The 17660-nt window shown below is 45.9% G+C and carries 19 protein-coding genes; 9 read left to right on the top strand and 10 right to left on the bottom strand.

Features of this window, described 5'->3' with window-relative positions; all coding sequences use genetic code 11:
- Positions 1-2: 2 nt before the first annotated feature.
- On the top strand, positions 3-893 hold the full coding sequence (locus tag A7sIIA15_RS03120) for a TIGR01777 family oxidoreductase (RefSeq protein ID WP_095685745.1): 891 nt from the start codon (positions 3-5) through the stop codon (positions 891-893).
- On the opposite strand, the gene A7sIIA15_RS03115 is transcribed toward A7sIIA15_RS03120, so the two are convergent.
- From A7sIIA15_RS03115 to A7sIIA15_RS03105, 3 genes are read right to left on the bottom strand one after another with little or no spacing between them, the layout of a single operon-like run.
- Entirely contained in the window at positions 879-2048 is a 1170-nt protein-coding gene (locus A7sIIA15_RS03115; RefSeq protein WP_095685744.1) for a protoporphyrinogen/coproporphyrinogen oxidase, read from the bottom strand. The genes A7sIIA15_RS03120 and A7sIIA15_RS03115 overlap by 15 nt on opposite strands.
- On the bottom strand, positions 2041-3051 hold the full coding sequence (locus A7sIIA15_RS03110; RefSeq protein WP_095685743.1) for a Gfo/Idh/MocA family protein: 1011 nt from the start codon (positions 3049-3051) through the stop codon (positions 2041-2043). The genes A7sIIA15_RS03115 and A7sIIA15_RS03110 overlap by 8 nt, the downstream gene beginning before the upstream one ends.
- Complete coding sequence (locus A7sIIA15_RS03105) at positions 3051-5198, bottom strand: MMPL family transporter (protein ID WP_095685742.1); 2148 nt, start codon at positions 5196-5198, stop codon at positions 3051-3053. Before A7sIIA15_RS03105 ends, A7sIIA15_RS03110 begins: the two co-directional genes overlap by 1 nt.
- A gap of 76 nt (positions 5199-5274) precedes the next feature.
- On the opposite strand from A7sIIA15_RS03105, the gene lipB reads away from it, so the two are divergent.
- From lipB to A7sIIA15_RS03085, 4 genes are read left to right on the top strand one after another with little or no spacing between them, the layout of a single operon-like run.
- The gene (lipB, locus tag A7sIIA15_RS03100; RefSeq protein ID WP_095685741.1) at positions 5275-5931 is read left to right on the top strand and encodes a lipoyl(octanoyl) transferase LipB; all 657 of its coding nucleotides are present in this window, start codon (positions 5275-5277) and stop codon (positions 5929-5931) included.
- The gene (gene lipA / locus A7sIIA15_RS03095) at positions 5928-6860 is read left to right on the top strand and encodes a lipoyl synthase (protein WP_095685740.1); all 933 of its coding nucleotides are present in this window, start codon (positions 5928-5930) and stop codon (positions 6858-6860) included. Before lipB ends, lipA begins: the two co-directional genes overlap by 4 nt.
- Positions 6853-7551 (top strand): lysophospholipid acyltransferase family protein, encoded by a 699-nt coding sequence (locus A7sIIA15_RS03090; protein ID WP_190279150.1) that lies wholly within the window; start codon positions 6853-6855, stop codon positions 7549-7551. Before lipA ends, A7sIIA15_RS03090 begins: the two co-directional genes overlap by 8 nt.
- Before the next feature lie 4 nt (positions 7552-7555).
- On the top strand, positions 7556-8233 hold the full coding sequence (locus A7sIIA15_RS03085; RefSeq protein WP_095685738.1) for a DUF4191 domain-containing protein: 678 nt from the start codon (positions 7556-7558) through the stop codon (positions 8231-8233).
- A gap of 10 nt (positions 8234-8243) precedes the next feature.
- On the opposite strand, the gene A7sIIA15_RS03080 is transcribed toward A7sIIA15_RS03085, so the two are convergent.
- On the bottom strand, positions 8244-8969 hold the full coding sequence (locus A7sIIA15_RS03080) for a Type 1 glutamine amidotransferase-like domain-containing protein (protein WP_095685737.1): 726 nt from the start codon (positions 8967-8969) through the stop codon (positions 8244-8246).
- A 44-nt stretch (positions 8970-9013) separates the two neighbouring features.
- The gene (locus A7sIIA15_RS03075) at positions 9014-9385 is read right to left on the bottom strand and encodes an RDD family protein (RefSeq protein ID WP_095685736.1); all 372 of its coding nucleotides are present in this window, start codon (positions 9383-9385) and stop codon (positions 9014-9016) included.
- 162 nt (positions 9386-9547) lie between these two features.
- Between A7sIIA15_RS03075 and glnA the strand changes: the two genes are divergently transcribed.
- Positions 9548-10978: a type I glutamate--ammonia ligase gene (gene glnA / locus A7sIIA15_RS03070; protein WP_095685735.1), complete on the top strand. Its 1431-nt coding sequence runs from the start codon at positions 9548-9550 to the stop codon at positions 10976-10978.
- Between the two features lie 72 nt (positions 10979-11050).
- Positions 11051-11848: a Na+/H+ antiporter NhaA gene (locus tag A7sIIA15_RS03065; RefSeq protein ID WP_095685734.1), complete on the top strand. Its 798-nt coding sequence runs from the start codon at positions 11051-11053 to the stop codon at positions 11846-11848.
- Here A7sIIA15_RS03065 and A7sIIA15_RS03060 read toward each other — a convergent pair.
- From A7sIIA15_RS03060 to A7sIIA15_RS03045, 4 genes are read right to left on the bottom strand one after another with little or no spacing between them, the layout of a single operon-like run.
- Positions 11823-13244 (bottom strand): purine-cytosine permease family protein, encoded by a 1422-nt coding sequence (locus tag A7sIIA15_RS03060; protein ID WP_095685733.1) that lies wholly within the window; start codon positions 13242-13244, stop codon positions 11823-11825. The genes A7sIIA15_RS03065 and A7sIIA15_RS03060 overlap by 26 nt on opposite strands.
- Positions 13245-13253: 9 nt before the next feature.
- Positions 13254-13763 carry a copper resistance CopC family protein gene (locus A7sIIA15_RS03055; protein WP_095685732.1) on the bottom strand — a complete coding sequence of 170 codons (510 nt, stop codon included), beginning with the start codon at positions 13761-13763 and terminating at the stop codon, positions 13254-13256.
- A 9-nt stretch (positions 13764-13772) separates the two neighbouring features.
- The gene (locus tag A7sIIA15_RS03050; protein ID WP_095685731.1) at positions 13773-14603 is read right to left on the bottom strand and encodes an SDR family oxidoreductase; all 831 of its coding nucleotides are present in this window, start codon (positions 14601-14603) and stop codon (positions 13773-13775) included.
- Entirely contained in the window at positions 14600-15346 is a 747-nt protein-coding gene (locus A7sIIA15_RS03045; protein WP_095685730.1) for an enoyl-CoA hydratase-related protein, read from the bottom strand. The genes A7sIIA15_RS03050 and A7sIIA15_RS03045 overlap by 4 nt, the downstream gene beginning before the upstream one ends.
- 75 nt (positions 15347-15421) lie before the next feature.
- On the opposite strand from A7sIIA15_RS03045, the gene A7sIIA15_RS03040 reads away from it, so the two are divergent.
- Positions 15422-15742 (top strand): helix-turn-helix domain-containing protein, encoded by a 321-nt coding sequence (locus A7sIIA15_RS03040; protein WP_095685729.1) that lies wholly within the window; start codon positions 15422-15424, stop codon positions 15740-15742.
- Between the two features lie 162 nt (positions 15743-15904).
- Positions 15905-16483 carry a hypothetical protein gene (locus A7sIIA15_RS03035; RefSeq protein WP_095685728.1) on the top strand — a complete coding sequence of 193 codons (579 nt, stop codon included), beginning with the start codon at positions 15905-15907 and terminating at the stop codon, positions 16481-16483.
- A gap of 79 nt (positions 16484-16562) precedes the next feature.
- On the opposite strand, the gene A7sIIA15_RS03030 is transcribed toward A7sIIA15_RS03035, so the two are convergent.
- A complete protein-coding gene (locus tag A7sIIA15_RS03030) occupies positions 16563-17660 on the bottom strand; it encodes an inositol-3-phosphate synthase (RefSeq protein ID WP_190279149.1) in 1098 nt (365 codons plus the stop codon).

Genomic DNA, 17660 nt, shown 5'->3' with positions numbered 1-17660 from the left:
TAATGCGCGTCCCTCAAAGAATCGCAATTAGCGGTTCCTCCGGCCTTATTGGTACTGCCCTCGTTGGCCATTTAAAATCTGAAGGCCACACAGTTCAACGTCTAGTTCGTCGTGCACCTGTTGCAGCCGATGAAGTGCAGTGGGATCCAAAGACAGGTTTTGTTGATTTAGCTCCTCTTGCTGGTGTGGATGCAATCATTCACTTGGCTGGTGTGGGAGTTGGCGATAAGCGCTGGACGAAGAGATACAAGTCTGAAATTCTCAATTCTCGTCTACTCGGAACTACAACTATTGCTAAAGCTGTTGCAGAACTTAAGCCTCAAGTCTTTATCTCAGCAAGTGCAATTGGTTGGTATGGAGAGAGTGGAAACCGCGCAGTAGTTGAAACAGATCGCGTGGGCGATGATTTTCTTGCTGCCGTTTGCCGCGAATGGGAAAGTGCAGCTGATTTAGCCGCAGATGTTCGCACTGTAAAGATTCGCACAGGACTAGTGCTTGATCCAACAGGCGGAGCGCTAGGAAAGATGTTGCCACTCTTTCGCTTAGGTTTTGGTGGAAAACTTGGTTCAGGTAAGCAGTGGTGGTCGTGGATTACATTGCATGATCAAATCCGCGCAATCGTTTTTGCATTAGAAAATCCAATTTCAGGTCCTGTGAACGTGACCTCGCCTAATCCAGTTACTAATCAAGAATTCACATCAGCCCTAGCGCGTGCACTTCACCGTCCCGCCCTCTTTCCAGCTCCAGCTATTGCACTAAAGATCGCACTCGGTGGTTTTTCCTCTGAAGTGCTGGGTTCTAAGAAAGTGATCCCCCATGTATTACAAGAAGCAGGGTTTACTTGGGACTATCCCCACATTACTGAAGCGCTCAACCAACTAGTTCAAGATTAATTGCGCAGCCAGGCTGCCACTAAAGAGGGCGCCTTGCTGTGATGGAACTGTTCGGTGATCTCCTGCAACATAGAGATGATCTGAAATCTTCGTTGGTTGTGTAAGTGCTTTTCCAACTTCATGAAGTGACAACGCTGAAGGAATCTCATACTTTGCGATCAACTGCCAATCACGGGTTTCAACGCCCCACATTGTTGAAAGATGACGGCGCACTTCTGAATCAGTTGTTCCAAGCTCGGTTGTACTTGAAATCAGATGCATACCGTTAGGTGCATAAGCCTTTGAAATATCGGAAATAACAAGGGAGTTAAAGACCGGTCCACGCTTTTGCCCGTCGATAAGCAAGCGTCCAGTCCCCGATGGATTCTGGTCAGTTGCGTGATACCAAGTCACACAGCCTTGCATTCGGCACACTTCACCTAGCTCTAATAACTGCGTCGCAGTTGTCGCATCCGTTGCTATCAAAATATCTTTTGCAGCAAAATCTCCAGCAGATGTCTGCACGGTGTTACCCACAATGCGCTCAGCCCGCACATTGAGTTGTAAATCTACAATCCGAGATGCAAGTGCTTGTGATAGTTGGCCAACACCAAACTTAGGAATACCAGGTGATCCAGTCACAAATGAGCGAATGACTATTTGCCCATAGTGCGCATCAACTTTGTCTGGATCTGCTAAAAACACGCCTTGCAAGAATGGACGTAGCACTCGCTCATATGTTGTTCCACAACCAGCTTTTCGCAGCGCTTGGCCCAGTGATTGTTCACCCTTTAACTTAGAGAAAATAATGCGGGCAAAATTCACTTTCTCATTTAGGGAACCGGTTCCACGATGCAGGGCTGAAAATGGTGCTTTGCGTGGATCACCTAGTGCAATTCGCTCCGTTCCTAAACTGACTTCAATTACTCGAGGTGCAGGGATGAAATCAATCTCATCGATCACATCGAGTTCCATAAGTGCTGGATACTTAGAATTAATGAGTTGGAAACCACGATCACAGATGTATCCATCAATGTGATCACTTGCTACACGTCCACCTGCGCGATCACTTGCCTCAATAACCGTTACAGAACGCCCCGCAGCTTGGAGTTGGATGGCGGCGTTGAGCCCAGCTAGACCAGCACCAACAATGAGGACATCACTGCTTTTAGACATGAAGTGCGTTGTTTCGTGCCTGGTCAATAATTTGAGCAACTAATAGCGCATCATCATTAGAAATTGGCCATGGGTTTGTGCCAGCAATTGCCCCAGCTACCAAAGTGTAGAAAGTGGCGTAGTTGCCATCTTCGCCAACTATTTCTTCCACGCTATCGCCGCGATGGATAAAAGTCTTTGATTTCGTAGGGACATCCCATTTACCACCCATTGGGATTTTGCCCGCTTTGAGTAGGGCCTCTTGAGGATCTAAATCATTGATAACCAAAGCACCTTTGCTACCCAATATACGGATACGAGGACCTGGTGCACCCACAACAACACTTGCAGAAAGAATTGAAAGAACACCTGAATCGTGCTTTAGAACTAACACGGCGTCATCATCAGCGCCTCCACGAATGGTGCGAACTGTGGATGTAACTAACTCGGCTTTACCGAACCAATCAATAGCAGTTGAGATCAGATGTGGTTGCAAATCTAGTAACTGTCCCCCACCATCGGCAGCGCTCATGTTCTCACGCCAAGAAGCTTTATTGAGTTCTGGGCGAAAGCGCTCAAAGCGTGAATCCATTCGATGAATAGTTCCAAGTACTCCGGATGCTAAAACTTTCTTAATTGTTAGCGCATCACTATCCCAACGGCGATTAAAGAAAGTTGATACTGGAACACCTGCACGCTCTCCTGCAGAGATAATCTCTGCAGTTTCAGCAAATGTGCGCCCCATAGGCTTATCGACGACGACTGGAATTCCAGCATTAATTGCAGCAAATGCATGCTCGGCGTGGACAAGATTTGCAGAGGCAACAACGACTAGATCAAGTTTGTGAGCAACTAACTCTTCAATAGTTGCAACAACATTGACATCTGGAAAGTCTGCAACGGCATGTCCTGCTCGTTCGGCATTACTGGTCTGAATCGCAACAACTTCATACCCACACCCTTTAAGCAAAGGTGCGTGGAAATATCGGCCTGCTAATCCATATCCAGCAATGCCTACGCGCATTAGCTCTTTATATCTTCATGCTGAAGTTTTGAAGGCCACCAGATCTTTGGACCGATCTCATGAACCATTGCTGGTACCAAGATTGAACGAACAATGATGGTGTCTAGGAGAACTCCAAAGGCCACTGCAAAGCCAAGCTGAGCTAGCGGCACCAATGGCAACAGTCCGAGAACAGCAAAGGTTGCTGCTAGAACCACTCCGGCAGATGTAATAACTGAACCAGTTACTGTCACGCCCTTAATGATTCCTGCACGCGTACCAATCTTGGCACTTTCTTCGCGCACTCTAGTCATAAGGAAGATGTTGTAATCAATTCCAAGTGCCACCAAGAAGATGAAGGCAAAGAGTGGGAATGAATTATCACCTCCGGCAAAGCCGAATACATTATTAAAGACCAGCGCACATACTCCCAGAGTTGCAAAATAAGAAAGAAGTACAGTTCCGAGAAGAACTATTGCGCTCAAAATACTGCGCAGCAGCAATCCAAGGATGATTGTGATCACGAGCAAGATGATTGGGATAATCGTCTTGTTATCTCTGTCATTGGCTTTTCGAACGTCGTAATAGACCGCACTTGTGCCACCAACTAATGAGGTCTCATCAGCAGCTTGGGCCAGTTCGCGAATCTTAGGAATGTCATTTGATGCTTCCACGCTATCTGGAGCCTTATCCAGCGTCACATTTAAAATAGCTTTGTTATTAACAACCTTCATTACCTTAGTCATTGGATCAACAAAAGGAACGATTCCTGTTACACCAGGTGCATTCTTAACAGCTGCTGTTACCGCATCAATTTTATCGACGGCCACAACAATCTGAGTTGGATCACCCTCTCCCCCTGGGAAGTGGGTAACAAGAAGCTTTTGTCCAACAACTGATTCAGGATTACCAGTGAATGTGTCGACTGTTCCGATTCCATCAGCTTTAAGTGTTGTTGATGCGAAAGCAAAAAGCAGTAGGACTGAACCTGTAACAACCCACGCCTTGCGAGGATTGCGTCCAATTCCATTTGCAAGCTTTGACCATCCACCAGTCATCACATGATCATCGCCATCAAAGAGAGGTCGTCGTGGCCAGAATATCCAGCGGCCAAAGAGCAGAAGAAGAGCTGGTAGTAAGGTCAAAATTGTGAGCATTGCGCAAACAATTCCGATTGCTCCAACTGGACCAAGTCCTGCGGTGTTTGTTAACTGACTAAAAAGCAAAACAAGTAATGAGATGGAAACTGTTGAACCTGAAGCAAGAATTGGTTCCCAGACGCCTTTGTAAGCACTCTTCATCGCATCGAAACGGCTTTCATGAAGATGTAGCTCTTCGCGATATCGAGCGATAAGTAGAAGTGCGTAGTCGGTGGCAGCACCGATAACCAATACCGAGAGAATACCTTGGGATTGTCCATCAACATCGATGATGTCATTTTTTGCTAAGAGATAAACAATTCCACCTGCTGTAGATAATGCAAACAGTGAAGACAAGAGTGGAATTATCCACAAAACTGGAGAGCGATAAACGAAAATCAAAATGATTGCAACAACTGCAAGAGTGGTCAAAAGCAATTTAGAATCAATATCTCCAAAAGCGCCAAAGAGATCGCCCAGCAAACCACCTGGACCTGTTACATAAGGTTCTAGACCATTGGCTTTGGCAATTGGTCCTATATCTGCGCGAAGCGCTGCGATGAGTTCAGGTAGGACTGGCTTATCGTTGGGCAGAACTTTGGTGAGTGAATTTCCATCTAATGGAATGTTTGCCAAAATCGCTTTTCCATCTTGGGATGGAAAGACACTTATCTGCGCACCAGGAGCTAAGAAGTCAGAGATCTTTGCGCTTGTTCCATCCAGTGTTAGCGCACCAACTTTTGAGATGTGGGCATTAATTGCAGCAAATGTCTCTGGTGTTGATGTGCCTTCAAATAAAATTAACGTAGGAAAATTGAAGGTCTTCTCATCAGAGAAAGTAGCAATTACATCTGAAGCTTTCGTTGCTTCAGCACCCTTAGGCAAGAAAGAAGAGTTGTTGTTCTCTTGAACCGAAGAAAGCTTGCCAAACAGAGGACCCATGACACCTGTTATGCCAAACCAAACAATTACTACCAAGAGTGCGATGGCGAAGGGTTTACGGGTTTTTTGAATTGACTGCGTGGACATAATGAAGGAGGCCTTTCCTATGGGTCTGATTTGGCTTCAATTGGTAAGGAGGCAAGCCTACCTTTAGGCTAGCGATGTGCCCGTCGTAACCACTCCAAGCCAAAGTGCGATTGCCCTCACCCGCCATGGCCTGATTGATTATGAAAAGGCTTGGCAAGTCCAGCGAACAATTCACTTAGAAGTTTCTGAGGGAATACGTCCCAACACTTTGTTATTACTTGAGCACCCATCTGTTTACACCGCAGGTCGCAGAACTTTAGATTCAGAAAAACCTCAGGATGGAACCCCTGTTATTGAAGTTGATCGCGGCGGAAAAATTACTTGGCACGGGCCAGGACAACTTGTTGGATACCCAATCGTAAAACTTTCTCAACCTCATGAACTTGTTGGCTTTGTTCGCGAAATTGAACGCGGGCTGATAAATGTCTGTGAAGATTTAGGGATTAAAGCAACGTGCGTTTCTGGTCGCTCAGGAGTTTGGGTAATAGATGAAAAGGTCGATCGCAAAATAGCTGCCATTGGAATTCGCGTGAGCAAGGGCGTGACAATGCATGGGTTTGCACTCAACGTATGCCCAGATTTAAGCGCCTTTAATCAGATCATTCCCTGCGGAATTTCAGATGCTGATGTCACTTCTATTTCTAGAGAGCTTGGCCGTAACATAAGCATCGAAGAGGTTTCTCCATTGGTTGAGAGACATATTTTTGAATCCTTAAAGAAGGTGTGCGCATGACACTTGCCCCAGAAGGTCGCAAACTCATTCGCATTGAAGCACGCAATGCCGAGGTCCCTATTGAGCGAAAGCCTGAATGGATTAAGACCAAGGCACACATGGGCCCTGAGTACACACGTTTACAAAGCCTTGTTAAATCAGAAGGTCTCCACACAGTCTGCCAAGAAGCAGCTTGCCCAAATATCTTTGAGTGCTGGGAAGATAAAGAAGCGACATTTTTAATTGGTGGCGATAAGTGCACCCGTCGTTGCGATTTTTGCAATATTGATACCGGCAAACCTGATGCTCTAGATCGTGAAGAGCCACGCAAGGTTGCAGAATCTGTTAAAGCAATGGGACTTAAGTACGCGACCATCACTGGTGTTACACGCGATGATCTACCTGATGAAGGTGCTTGGCTCTATGCCGAAACTATTCGAAAGGTCCACGAGTTAAATCCAGGTACTGGCGTTGAAATGCTAGCTCCTGATTTTCATGCAAAAGTACACCTGCTCAATGAAATCTTTGAAACTCGCCCAGAGGTCTTTGCCCATAACTTGGAAACTGTCCCCCGCATTTTCAAACGAATTCGCCCAGCGTTCACTTATGAAAAGTCCCTAACTGTTATATCCATGGCACGCGATTTTGGTTTAGTTACTAAGTCAAATCTCATCCTTGGTTTGGGCGAGACTCGAGAAGAAGTTACTCAAGCACTCGTCGATTTACACGATGCAGGCTGTGACTTAATCACCATTACTCAGTACCTGCGTCCAACAAATCGCCACCATCCAGTTGAGCGTTGGGTTAAACCCGAAGAGTTTGTTGAGCTTTCAAAAGAGGCTACCGATATTGGATTCCTCGGCGTAATGAGTGGTCCACTCGTCCGCTCTAGCTATCGCGCAGGTCGCCTCTATAAGCAGGCAATCGATGCAAAGGCAGCTCGTGGCTGATCTCGTCTATCCCCCAGTTATCGTAGTTATAAAGACCCTATGGAAATATCTTGGTCTCAAGTTTGATTTCAGCGGAGAAGAAAACATTCCACGAAAAGACGGCGCAATTCTTGCCATTAATCATGTGAGCTATTTGGATTTTGCAATAACTGGAACTGCCGCCCTGCCAGCTGGGCGGTTAGTGCGCTTTATGGCTAAAAAAGAAATCTTCGATCACAAAGTTGCGGGGCCATTGATGCGCGGTATGCACCACATCAATGTGGATCGCAGCAACGGCTCAGCATCTTTTGTTGCAGCTTTGCGCGCTCTTAAATCTGGCGAGATTATCGGCATCTTCCCTGAGGGAACGACCTCCACCTCTTTTGAGATCAAAGAACTTAAATCCGGAGCTGTCAGATTAGCGATGGGTGCCGGTGTTCCAATTATCCCAACAATCATTTGGGGAAGTCAGAGGATTTGGACTAAAGGGGTTAAGCGAAACCTCAAACGCAATAACTTCCCCGTCACTGTTGTTTTTGGTGAGCCGATTTTCTATGAGCGCGGTGCAGATGTTGAGAAATCAGAGTTACATCTGCGGCAAACTTTGCTGGCCATGTTGTATCAGGTGCAAGAGAACTACCCTGATAGCCATGTGGGCCAACGTTGGGCTCCAGCCCGCCTTGGTGGAACTGCCCCTGCCCCACTAAACTAAAGCCATGTTCAAGAGAAAAGCTAAAGAAAAGAAGATCAAGACTCCACGCTTTCAAACTTTCCGTGATGCCTACGCAGTCACCAAGCAAGTCAAGCCTTGGATTGGCATTGCACTTGTTGCAATCTTCCTAGTAACACTCTCAATAGGAATTGGCATTGGAATTGCAGTTGATCATCCTTTCTATGTTGGCTTTATCTTTACTCCACTTTCTTTTCTTGCCACTCTTCTTTTCTTCACTCGAGTTGCAGGTCGTGCGGCATATTCATCCATTGAAGGTCAGATGGGCGCGGGCGCAAGCGTTTTGATGGCAATCCGCAAAGGATGGACGACAACCCCAGCCGTTGCAGTCTCACGCAACCAAGACATGGTCCACCGAAGTGTTGGACGTGCGGGAATTGTTCTCACCGGTGAAGGTTCACCCAGCACTCTTCGCCAACTGCTCCAAGATGAGCACAAGAAGACCGAACGCTTTGCTCCAGGAGTTCCAGTCATTGAAGTAATTGTTGGTGATGGAGAAGGCCAAGTTTCTCTTCGTAAACTACAAAAGCATTTACAAAAACAACCTAAGAAATTAACTGCCCATCAAATGCGCGAAGTTCGTGCTCGCCTTAAGGCAGTTGGTGGTTTATCTATGCCAATTCCTAAGGGTCCGATGCCAACTCGCGCACCAAAGGTTCGCTAACACTTATCAATTAAGGGGTAGGAAGTTTAATTCTCTCCCCGTCGTGAAGTTGTTGATCAGGCAGGCCTTTTAATACGTGCACTTTTGCCTCACCCACTACAACCCATTCCGTATCCCCTGATCGCTTCACAATAGCTGTCAGTTCATCAACGCCTATCAAAATAGAGTTATCTGGCACATGCAGCAATACCTTTGCCGCACTCTCTGGGATCCACTTAAAGAACTTATTAAAGTGTGGAATCACACGAATCTCTGGCAGCAGATTAAGACCTTGCGTTGCCGTTTTCTTGAGCAATCGAAAGTTAGGGATATGCGCGCTCAGGACCATGGCACCAGCGCTACATCCTGCAAGTGATGCTCCCGTTTTCCAATTCTCAACAATTGCCGACCACAAGGGAGTGTCACTCAAAACTTCAGCTAAATGATGCGGGTCTCCCCCAGACATATACATCAGGGCGCTATTTGCTACTGCATCAACATATTTCTGATTGAAGGCATCTTCACGTGTGTAGATGGGAAGATAAGTTGCCTCAACACCAATCGCTTTTGCTTGTGTCAGGCCCAGTTGTTTCCAGTATTCCAAACGATCAGTACTTTCTCGCCCAGCAGCCGTTGGGATTTGAACATATCTGGCTTCTTTGCCGTTCTTAACACCGTCGTGAACAAGTGATTTTTCAAACTCTGCCATGGCAGGTAGATATTCACCTGAACCAACAAGTGCCAGTGAGCCGTTCATTCGGTAAGTGTAAGCGGAGTTAACTTGATTGATTCAAAATTGATCTAGCTTCTTGTAAGCACCGATCCACTCAAGCGCTCATGGATTCCACGGCCGTTCTCATCAAAAGTAACTGCAGTGACAACAAGCATCACCAGAATTGTTCTAATCAGAGCCTGTCGAATAGAGAGTGGCCCACCATCCTCAAATCGAACAACCTTCATTCCAAAGAGGTGATGACCGAGAGTTCCACCTTTCAAAGCGGTGAAAATCCACATCTGCGCAAAAAACAATAGGAAGATCCAGAGGGGTCTAAGCGGGTCCACCGCAAACAAACCTCCAGAAAAGGCCCCAACAATTGACATGCACGCCAACCAATCAAGGGCCAGGGCGCCCATGCGGCGTCCATAGGTGGTTCGGATGAATGGGTAGCTCATGGGCTAAGCCTATCGCCCCGAAAATTCTTAACATGGATGTAACAGGGCGGTTAGGCCATTTTGCCTTTTGCGACTTATTCTTGGGCCACGAAGCAGAGAGCTCAAAGTCGAGAAAATCTGCACTGATACACCATCTATGTATCCATGTGAATTGGGAGAAGCATGTTTAAGAACTCTGCAGAAATTTTTGCATATATCAAGAAGGAAGACATAAAGCTCGTTGACGTGCGCTTTACAGATCTTCCAGGTATCCAGCACCACTTCAACGTTCCTGTTGAATCATTTGATGAGGCCGTCTTTACAGATGGTCTGATGTTTGATGGTTCATCAATTCGCGGTTTCCAGTCAATCCATGAATCAGATATGAAGCTGTTACCAGTTCCAGAATCTGCATACCTTGACCCATACCGCAAAGAGAAGACTCTGATCATTATCTTTTCTGTTCACAATCCAGTTGATAACTCTGCTTATAGTCGCGACCCGCGTGGTGTTGTTGCAAAGGCAGTTGACTTCATGCGTGCACAAGGAATTGCTGACACAGCGTTCTTTGCACCAGAAGCAGAATTCTATGTTTTCGATCGCGTTCGCTTTAAGACTGATATCAACACTGCTTATCATGAGATTGATTCTTATGAAGGTGCTTGGAACACAGGAATTAAGGAAGATGCTGATGGAACTCCTAACCGTGGATACCGCACACGCGTCAAGGGTGGATATTTCCCAGTATCACCAACAGATCAATTTGCTGATCTTCGCGATGAGATGGTTATGCAACTTGGAAAAGTTGGCCTTCTAGTTGAGCGCTCACACCACGAAGTTGGTACAGCAGGTCAAATGGAAATTAACTACCGCTTCACAGATATTTTGACTGCAGGTGATGATGTAATGAAGTTTAAGTACGTCATTCGCAACACTGCATGGCAGGGCGGCAAGACTGCAACATTTATGCCAAAGCCACTCTTTGGTGATAACGGTTCAGGTATGCACGTTCACCAATCACTCTGGAAAGATGGCAAGCCATTGTTCTTTGGTGATGGATACGGTGATCTTTCAGACCTGGCCCGCCACTATGTCGGTGGCCTTCTAAAGCACGCACCGTCATTGCTTGCCTTCACTAACCCAACTGTTAACTCATACCGTCGCTTAGTCCCAGGTTATGAAGCACCAGTAAACCTTGTTTACTCAGCGCGTAACCGTTCAGCTTGTATCCGTATCCCAATTACAGGATCCAATCCAAAGGCAAAGCGCATTGAGTTCCGTTGCCCAGATCCATCATCAAATCCATATCTAGCATTTGCTGCGATGTTGATGGCCGGTCTTGATGGAATCATCAATAAGATCGAACCACCTGCCCCAGTAGATAAAGATTTGTATGAATTAACTGGCGATGAAGCGGCAGCTATTCCACAAGTTCCAGGATCACTAGATGAAGTACTCAACAACCTAGAGCGCGATCACGAGTTCTTGCTCAAGGGTGGAGTATTTACAAAGGATCTCATCGAGACATGGATTGAATTCAAGCGCAAGCAAGAAGTTGATTATGTTCGTTTGCGTCCACATCCAGCTGAGTTTGAGCTGTATTTCGACATCTAAAAACCGCTTTAAGACAAAGCCCGTGCCGATTGGTACGGGCTTTGTTGTTTGCTGTCATAGTAGATTTAGACCATGTACCTAGATGCCTTAATCGCTATCTTCTTCTTTCTAGTTGGCCTTGAAATTAAGAATGGCATCAAGGATTTAAAAACCGCTGTTGTTCCAATTGTTGCAGCTTTGGGCGGCATGATTGTTCCGGCCAGCATCTATCTACTTCTTAACCCGGGCTCGCATGTGTGGGCCGCATCTATGCCAACAGATATAGCCCTTGCTTTGGGTGTGCTCTCGTTACTTGGTAAGCGTGTTAACCCTCACGTCCGATTGTTCCTATTAACTCTTGCAATAGCTGATGACTTATTTTCTCTCATTGTTCTTGCAATCTTCTATGGTGATGATTTAGAGCCGATAAAGGCCCTCACTACTTTAGTTGCAGCCACAATCGGATTCCTACTGCCGCTACGCACTCATGCACTCCACAAAGTAATCAAGGTTTTAACGCCAGTGTCAACCTATTTCATCGTGCCCGTTATTGTGATTGTCAATATTCCCCTTGATATCAATATCAGCGCCTTCACTTCACAAACAACCATCGCCATCATCATCGCCAGGTCAATTGGAAAAATCATCGGCATCACCCTTTTTGCTTGGGTAGCTTTAAGAATTGGCGGTCATGCAAATATTGGTATGAAGGAGATCACTGGCATTGCAACCTTGGCCGGTATGGGGTTAACAGTTGCTTTAGTAATTGCAGATATCGCTGCACGCTCTGAGGTGGAGTTAGATCAAGTGCGTTTAGGGTTATTTGTTTCAGCGATTATCTCCGGGCTAGCTGGATACATCTGGCTTAGACCGACTCCTGCGCCCTTATAGCTTTTCTCGATAAGAGAATGTGTCCTGTGAATCCGATTACCAACGCTGCAATAACTCCCACGTTGGCATATGCCCAAGCACCTTCTTTGCCACCAATGAGAAATAGCAAATAACCCTGCCACGATAGCCATGAAGCAAAAGTATTTGTAACTAATCCCCAACCAACAATTGTTCCAATAATCATCAAAATGATGGATCCCTTGTTGATTGACCCATACATCCCTTGTGGGTCGTATAGGTCCCTCTCGCTATATGCCTTCTTTCGCATAATTACATCTGCAACAAAGATTGCTGACCACACTGCAACAGGAACACCCAGTGTGATGAGAAATCCTTGGAACGGATAGAAGAAATTATCGGCGACCCAGACGATATAGATAGACCCAGCAAGCATGATAAATGCATCGATGATGGCCGCTTGATGTCGTTTGATTGGAACGCCGATTGAGACAAGGGCTAGCCCTGAAGAGTAAAGGTCAAGAATTGCTCCACCAACTAATCCTAAAATTGCAACAAGAGCAAATGGAATTAAGAACCATGTTGGCAATAGCGAAGTCAATGCACCGATTGGATCCATAGCAATTGCTTGGCTGAGATCTTTGCTGCTAGCAGACAGGGCTGCACCATAGATAACCAAAATGATGGGCACAATCGAGGCCCCAAAGACAGTCCATCCCACAACTGCTTTGCTAGAAACAGATCTAGGAAGATAACGCGAATAATCTGCTGCGCAATTAACCCAACCAAGTCCAATTCCAGTCACACCGAAAATTAGTGCACCTATGAAACCTTGAGTTGAACCATCCTTAATGGCAGTTACCGCACTCCAATTAATGGTGTCGATTGTTAGTGCGATATAAACAACGGTCATCACAACGGTAATTACCGTCAATATTTTCTGTAACTTCATAATGACGCCAAGTCCCAGAACTCCACCAAAAACGGTGAGTGAGACCGCTATTACAAATCCAAGAATCAAAGCAAGGTTCTGGTCTACTCCGCCAATTCTAGAAAAAACCGTTCCTGTTGCCAGAGTTGCTAGAGAGACTAAAACTGTTTCCCATCCGACGAAGATAAAATATGAAAGGAATCCAGGAACGATGCTGCCCTTAACTCCAAAGGAAGCTCGAGCTAACACCATTGTTGGTGCATTTGAACGCTTGCCAGCTAAAGAACTAATACCGACTAAGAAAAAGGAACAAATCGTGCCGATGATTGCAGCCCATGTGGCTTGCCTAAATGAGATGCCAAATCCTAAGAAGAAGGAACCATAAGACAGCGCTAGGAGTGAGACATTTGCTCCAGCCCACGGCCAGAACAATGAGCGCGCCGATCCCCGTCGTTCTGATTCTTGAATCAGGTTGGGACCATTGAGTTCTAATTCAAAAATAGGCATTGGGGCAGTCTACTTCTTGATGCGCCTTACAACGAGGAAAGCAATGCTAACTAGAGTCAAAATTCCGATTCCGTTCACAAGTAAATTACTGCCACTTTCTGCAACTTCTTCTCCAGCGCTTTCTTCACTTTGCGCACTAATAGCCACTGGCGTTTCACCAACAGTGAAGCTGTAATCGCCTTCAACAGGATGTCCGTCTTCAGAAACTATTCGATAGTGCACTGAAACCAGGCCAGTAATATCGGTTAACTGCAATTTTGTTGAAATCTTGTTGCCTTCAACTACTGAAGTTGGAGATGAAATTATTTGACCTTGATTATCAGTTACTTCAATTGAATTTACGTTGGTGTTTCCAATGATTTGAAGCTTTCCATCAAATTCAATTGAAACCTCTGTGGGTGCTGTGAGCACATTTGAATCTACTGCCGGAGTTGCTTGGACCATTTCTCCGTGGGCAAAAGCGGCAATAGGAAAGGCAAACAGAGAGGCAATAGCAAGTACAAGAATTTTCTTGATCATTTAGCCATCTTAGTCAAGAAAGAAGTCGAGAAGGAAATCCTTTGTCCCTGGAGTAACAGAATACTTCTCTAGATCAGTAATTCCTTCTGATGCCAATAACTCATCATCTACAAAGAAATTGCCAGTGCAATCTGCTGCTTTGCGATTAAAGATGACATATGCAGCATCTGCCAAGATTTCAGGTGTGCGACCAGCTAGGGCATCAATGCCTGGAATCATTTGAAGAGCAGCAGTATCGATAACAGTTCGTGGCCACAGCGCATTCACAGCAATTCCATCACGCTTGAACTCTTCAGCCATTCCCAATACGCACATACTCATGCCGTATTTAGCCATTGTGTAAGCAACATGGTTTTTAAACCACACTGGCTTCATCGATAGCGGTGGTGACAGATTCAAAATATGAGGATTACGACCATCGGCAGCTGATTTGCGAAGATGTGGCAAAGCAGCCTGAGAAGTTAGAAAAGTACCGCGCACGTTCACATCAAACATGAGATCAAAGCGCTTAGCTGGTGTTGCATCTGTAGGCGTCAAATTAATGGCACTGGCATTATTGACCAGAATATCTATTCCACCAAAGGCTTCTGCGGCTTGATTAACTGCGGCCTCAATCTGGAGTTCATCCCGAAGATCACATTGAATTGCAAGGGCCTTTCCACCTGCGGCTTCAATTTCTGCAGCTGCTGTGTGAATAGTTCCTGGAAGTTTTGGATTAGGGTCTGAGGTTTTTGCCGCAATTGCTACGGATGCACCATCGGCTGCGGCGCGCAATGCAATCGCTAAGCCAATACCGCGAGATCCTCCTGTGATGAATATGCGCTTTCCTGCAAGTGTCATGATTTCCCCTTCTTAGCCATAAACTTCATAAACGCTTCCATTGCTTCATCTGATTGCAAAGCCATGGCAAAGATTTCAAACTCTGCCTTCATCACTGCTGCCACTGATTCGTGGTTGCGCGCCTTGAGCAGTGCTTTGGTGTTAATAATTGCTTGAGGTGGTTGCTCGGCGATGTGCTGGGCAATCTTTGTTGCACCGGCCAATGCATCTGAATCAATTTCGGCGATCAGGCCCATTTCAAGTGCTGCATCTGCGCCAAAAGATTCACCGGTAAAGAAAATCTTGGCAGCTCTTTGATATCCCACTAATGCAGGAAAGAGGAAACTTGAACCTGCTTCAGGCACCAAACCTAAAGATGCAAAAGGCATAGAGAAGTTGGCAGAAGGTGCGGCAACGACAACATCGCAATGCAAAAGCATCGTTGTGCCAACCCCAACTGCATTACCTTTAACTGCACCAATGAGTGGTTTAGGAAAGTTAAGTAACGCTGCTAAGAATTGGGCAACCTCTGATGAATCACTTGTGGGTGGATTGTCCATAAAATCGACGATGTCATTTCCTGCAGTGAAATGATCACCTTCACTTGTAAGAATGACCGCACGGATACCAAAATCTCCAGCGGCATCATTGAGACCTTTAGCTAAGCTGGCATACATCGCCCGCGTAAGAGCGTTCATCTTTGCGGGCCTATTGAAGGACAGAGTCAGGATTGAGCCTGACTGGGTGGTCAAGATTTCACTCATTGGCCCATCTTAGGGGTGATATTCCCTTGAACAAAGTAGGACAATGGAAACACCGCGGAGAGGTGGTCATTTACGATGGCAAGAGACATAACTATTGCATCACGAGAACTATCCCCTTTTGAACAGTTAGTCCTCAATCTTTTATGTGAGGGTAAATCCAACTCCGCTATCGCTAATGAAACAGCGCATACTGAAAAAGTTATTGAAAATACTGTCAGCCGAAGTGCCCAGGTATTTGGAATTAAATCTGATAGCGAAACTAATTTGAGAGTTCTTCTTGCACTTGCATTCAGAGCGCATTATGGAGATAAAGCTTTTGATGAATTAAATGTGCCTTGTGCGCATCTGGAAGTTGGACCAGACGGCAAGGCTATGTGCAACCGTCACGTTGATTAATTCCTGTCTGTTGAATCACAGTTTCTGAGGGCTAACTCTCTCAGATTCATTTTTTCAAGTCATCGAGTGGTGACCCTCGCACTTTCGAACTCTCACACATAGTTAGAAGAGTTAACTATGAAGTGCATCAATACACATGATGCCTAAAAGGAGAGTAATTAAATGAAACGTAGAACTTTTGACAAGCTGGTTTCTTTCGTAGGTCTTGGCCTAGCAGCACTTCTATTGATATTTGCAGGCTTACTTAACTTCGGAGCAAACTTTGCTAACGATTCTGTTGCAAGCCAGTTGGAAAATCAAAACATTTCCTTCCCAGCTGAAGATGCAATGCCAAGTGAAACTAAGGATCAACTAGCCAAGTGGGCTGGCATGAAAGTAGTTACAGGAGAAATGGCTAGAGATTACTCAGACCTATACATCTGGGAGCACATGAAAGGCTCTGCAATTGCAGTAATGGGTAAGCCAGCTACTTACTCTGAGGTCTCAGGTGTTTACATGGGCCTTGTGCGTGGTGGAAGCACTGACGTAGAAAAGATTAAGCAGTATGGGGATCTTCGCCAAACACTTTTCATGGGTAACACTCTTCGTGGCATGCTCCTTGAGGCGTATGCATTTGGAACTCTGGGTGTCATTGCAGGATATGCAGCTATCGCATCTTTAGTTGGCGGAGTTCTATTCCTCTTGCTAGGTATCGCCGGGTTAATGCACATTCGTCGCACTCCTGAGGATGCGACGATTTAACCCTCAACTCTCCGTGAGGGGTTAGAAAAGGCCCCCTGGTTAATACCGGGGGGCCTTTTCATTTCTACTTCTTTTTTCTTTAGCGCTCAATCTTTCCGTTGATGAAATCTTCAGTCTTAACATGTGCCTGCTCATCTGTGTACTGAACAGGTGGTGTCTTCATGAAGTAGCTAGAAGGTGAGAGCAGAGCTCCACCAATCTTGCGATCAAGGCCGATCTTGGCGCAACGTAGTGCATCGATGATTACACCAGCAGAGTTAGGTGAATCCCATACTTCTAACTTGTATTCCAAGTTAAGAGGAACATCGCCAAAAGCGCGGCCTTCGAGGCGAACGTAGGCCCACTTGCGATCATCTAGCCATGGAATGTAGTCAGAAGGTCCGATGTGGACATTCTTCTCACCCAAGTCATGCTCTAACTGTGATGTTACAGAGTTAGTCTTTGAAATCTTCTTGGATTCAAGGCGATCACGCTCGAGCATGTTCTTGAAGTCCATATTTCCACCAACGTTTAATTGGTATGTGCGATCGAGGTGAACACCGCGATCTTGGAACAACTTAGCCATGATGCGGTGAGTAATTGTTGCACCCACCTGGCTCTTGATGTCATCTCCCACGATTGGAAGACCAGCATCAGCAAACTTCTTTTCCCATACTGGATCTGATGCGATAAAGACTGGAAGTGCGTTAACAAAGGCACATCCTGCATCAATTGCGCACTGTGCATAGTACTTAGCGGCAACTTCTGATCCCACTGGTAGGTAGCAGATTAAAACATCTACTTGCTCTGCCTTCAACGTTGCAACGACGTCCACTGCAGGGGCATCGGATTCTTTGATTGTCTCGCGGTAGTACTTTCCAAGACCATCATTTGTTACACCTCGTAGAACTGGGACACCAGTCTTTGCTACGTCAGTGAACTTGATGGTGTTGTTCTCGCTGGCCCAAATGGCATCAGCTAGATCTAGACCGACCTTCTTTGCATCAACGTCAAAGGCTGCTACGAACTTCACATTTGAAATGTGATACGCCCCAACTGTTGCATGCATAAGACCTGGGATCTCTTGATCAAGGGCGGCATCCCTATAATAAGTAACGCCTTGAACTAAAGAGTTGGCACAGTTTCCTACGCCAACGATTGCAACACGGATGTCGCCTTTACCGGTTGTTATGTTCAC

This window comes from Candidatus Planktophila vernalis, assembly GCF_002288185.1.
Classification (GTDB): domain Bacteria; phylum Actinomycetota; class Actinomycetes; order Nanopelagicales; family Nanopelagicaceae; genus Planktophila; species Planktophila vernalis.
This window is presented reverse-complemented; position numbering and strand designations above follow the sequence as displayed.

Bases quoted from the DNA above. Each gene is read 5' to 3' on its own strand.
- glnA (WP_095685735.1), top strand. From the start codon at position 9,548: ATGTTTAAGAACTCTGCAGAAATTTTTGCATATATCAAGAAGGAAGAC.
- A7sIIA15_RS03085 (WP_095685738.1), top strand. From the start codon at position 7,556: ATGTTCAAGAGAAAAGCTAAAGAAAAGAAGATCAAGACTCCACGCTTT.
- A7sIIA15_RS03035 (WP_095685728.1), top strand. From the start codon at position 15,905: ATGAAACGTAGAACTTTTGACAAGCTGGTTTCTTTCGTAGGTCTTGGC.
- A7sIIA15_RS03080 (WP_095685737.1), bottom strand. From the start codon at position 8,969: ATGAACGGCTCACTGGCACTTGTTGGTTCAGGTGAATATCTACCTGCC.
- A7sIIA15_RS03040 (WP_095685729.1), top strand. From the start codon at position 15,422: ATGGCAAGAGACATAACTATTGCATCACGAGAACTATCCCCTTTTGAA.
- A7sIIA15_RS03110 (WP_095685743.1), bottom strand. From the start codon at position 3,051: ATGCGCGTAGGCATTGCTGGATATGGATTAGCAGGCCGATATTTCCAC.
- A7sIIA15_RS03045 (WP_095685730.1), bottom strand. From the start codon at position 15,346: ATGAGTGAAATCTTGACCACCCAGTCAGGCTCAATCCTGACTCTGTCC.
- lipA (WP_095685740.1), top strand. From the start codon at position 5,928: ATGACACTTGCCCCAGAAGGTCGCAAACTCATTCGCATTGAAGCACGC.
- A7sIIA15_RS03120 (WP_095685745.1), top strand. From the start codon at position 3: ATGCGCGTCCCTCAAAGAATCGCAATTAGCGGTTCCTCCGGCCTTATT.
- A7sIIA15_RS03055 (WP_095685732.1), bottom strand. From the start codon at position 13,763: ATGATCAAGAAAATTCTTGTACTTGCTATTGCCTCTCTGTTTGCCTTT.
- A7sIIA15_RS03065 (WP_095685734.1), top strand. From the start codon at position 11,051: ATGTACCTAGATGCCTTAATCGCTATCTTCTTCTTTCTAGTTGGCCTT.
- A7sIIA15_RS03105 (WP_095685742.1), bottom strand. From the start codon at position 5,198: ATGTCCACGCAGTCAATTCAAAAAACCCGTAAACCCTTCGCCATCGCA.
- A7sIIA15_RS03075 (WP_095685736.1), bottom strand. From the start codon at position 9,385: ATGAGCTACCCATTCATCCGAACCACCTATGGACGCCGCATGGGCGCC.
- A7sIIA15_RS03115 (WP_095685744.1), bottom strand. From the start codon at position 2,048: ATGTCTAAAAGCAGTGATGTCCTCATTGTTGGTGCTGGTCTAGCTGGG.
- A7sIIA15_RS03060 (WP_095685733.1), bottom strand. From the start codon at position 13,244: ATGCCTATTTTTGAATTAGAACTCAATGGTCCCAACCTGATTCAAGAA.
- A7sIIA15_RS03050 (WP_095685731.1), bottom strand. From the start codon at position 14,603: ATGACACTTGCAGGAAAGCGCATATTCATCACAGGAGGATCTCGCGGT.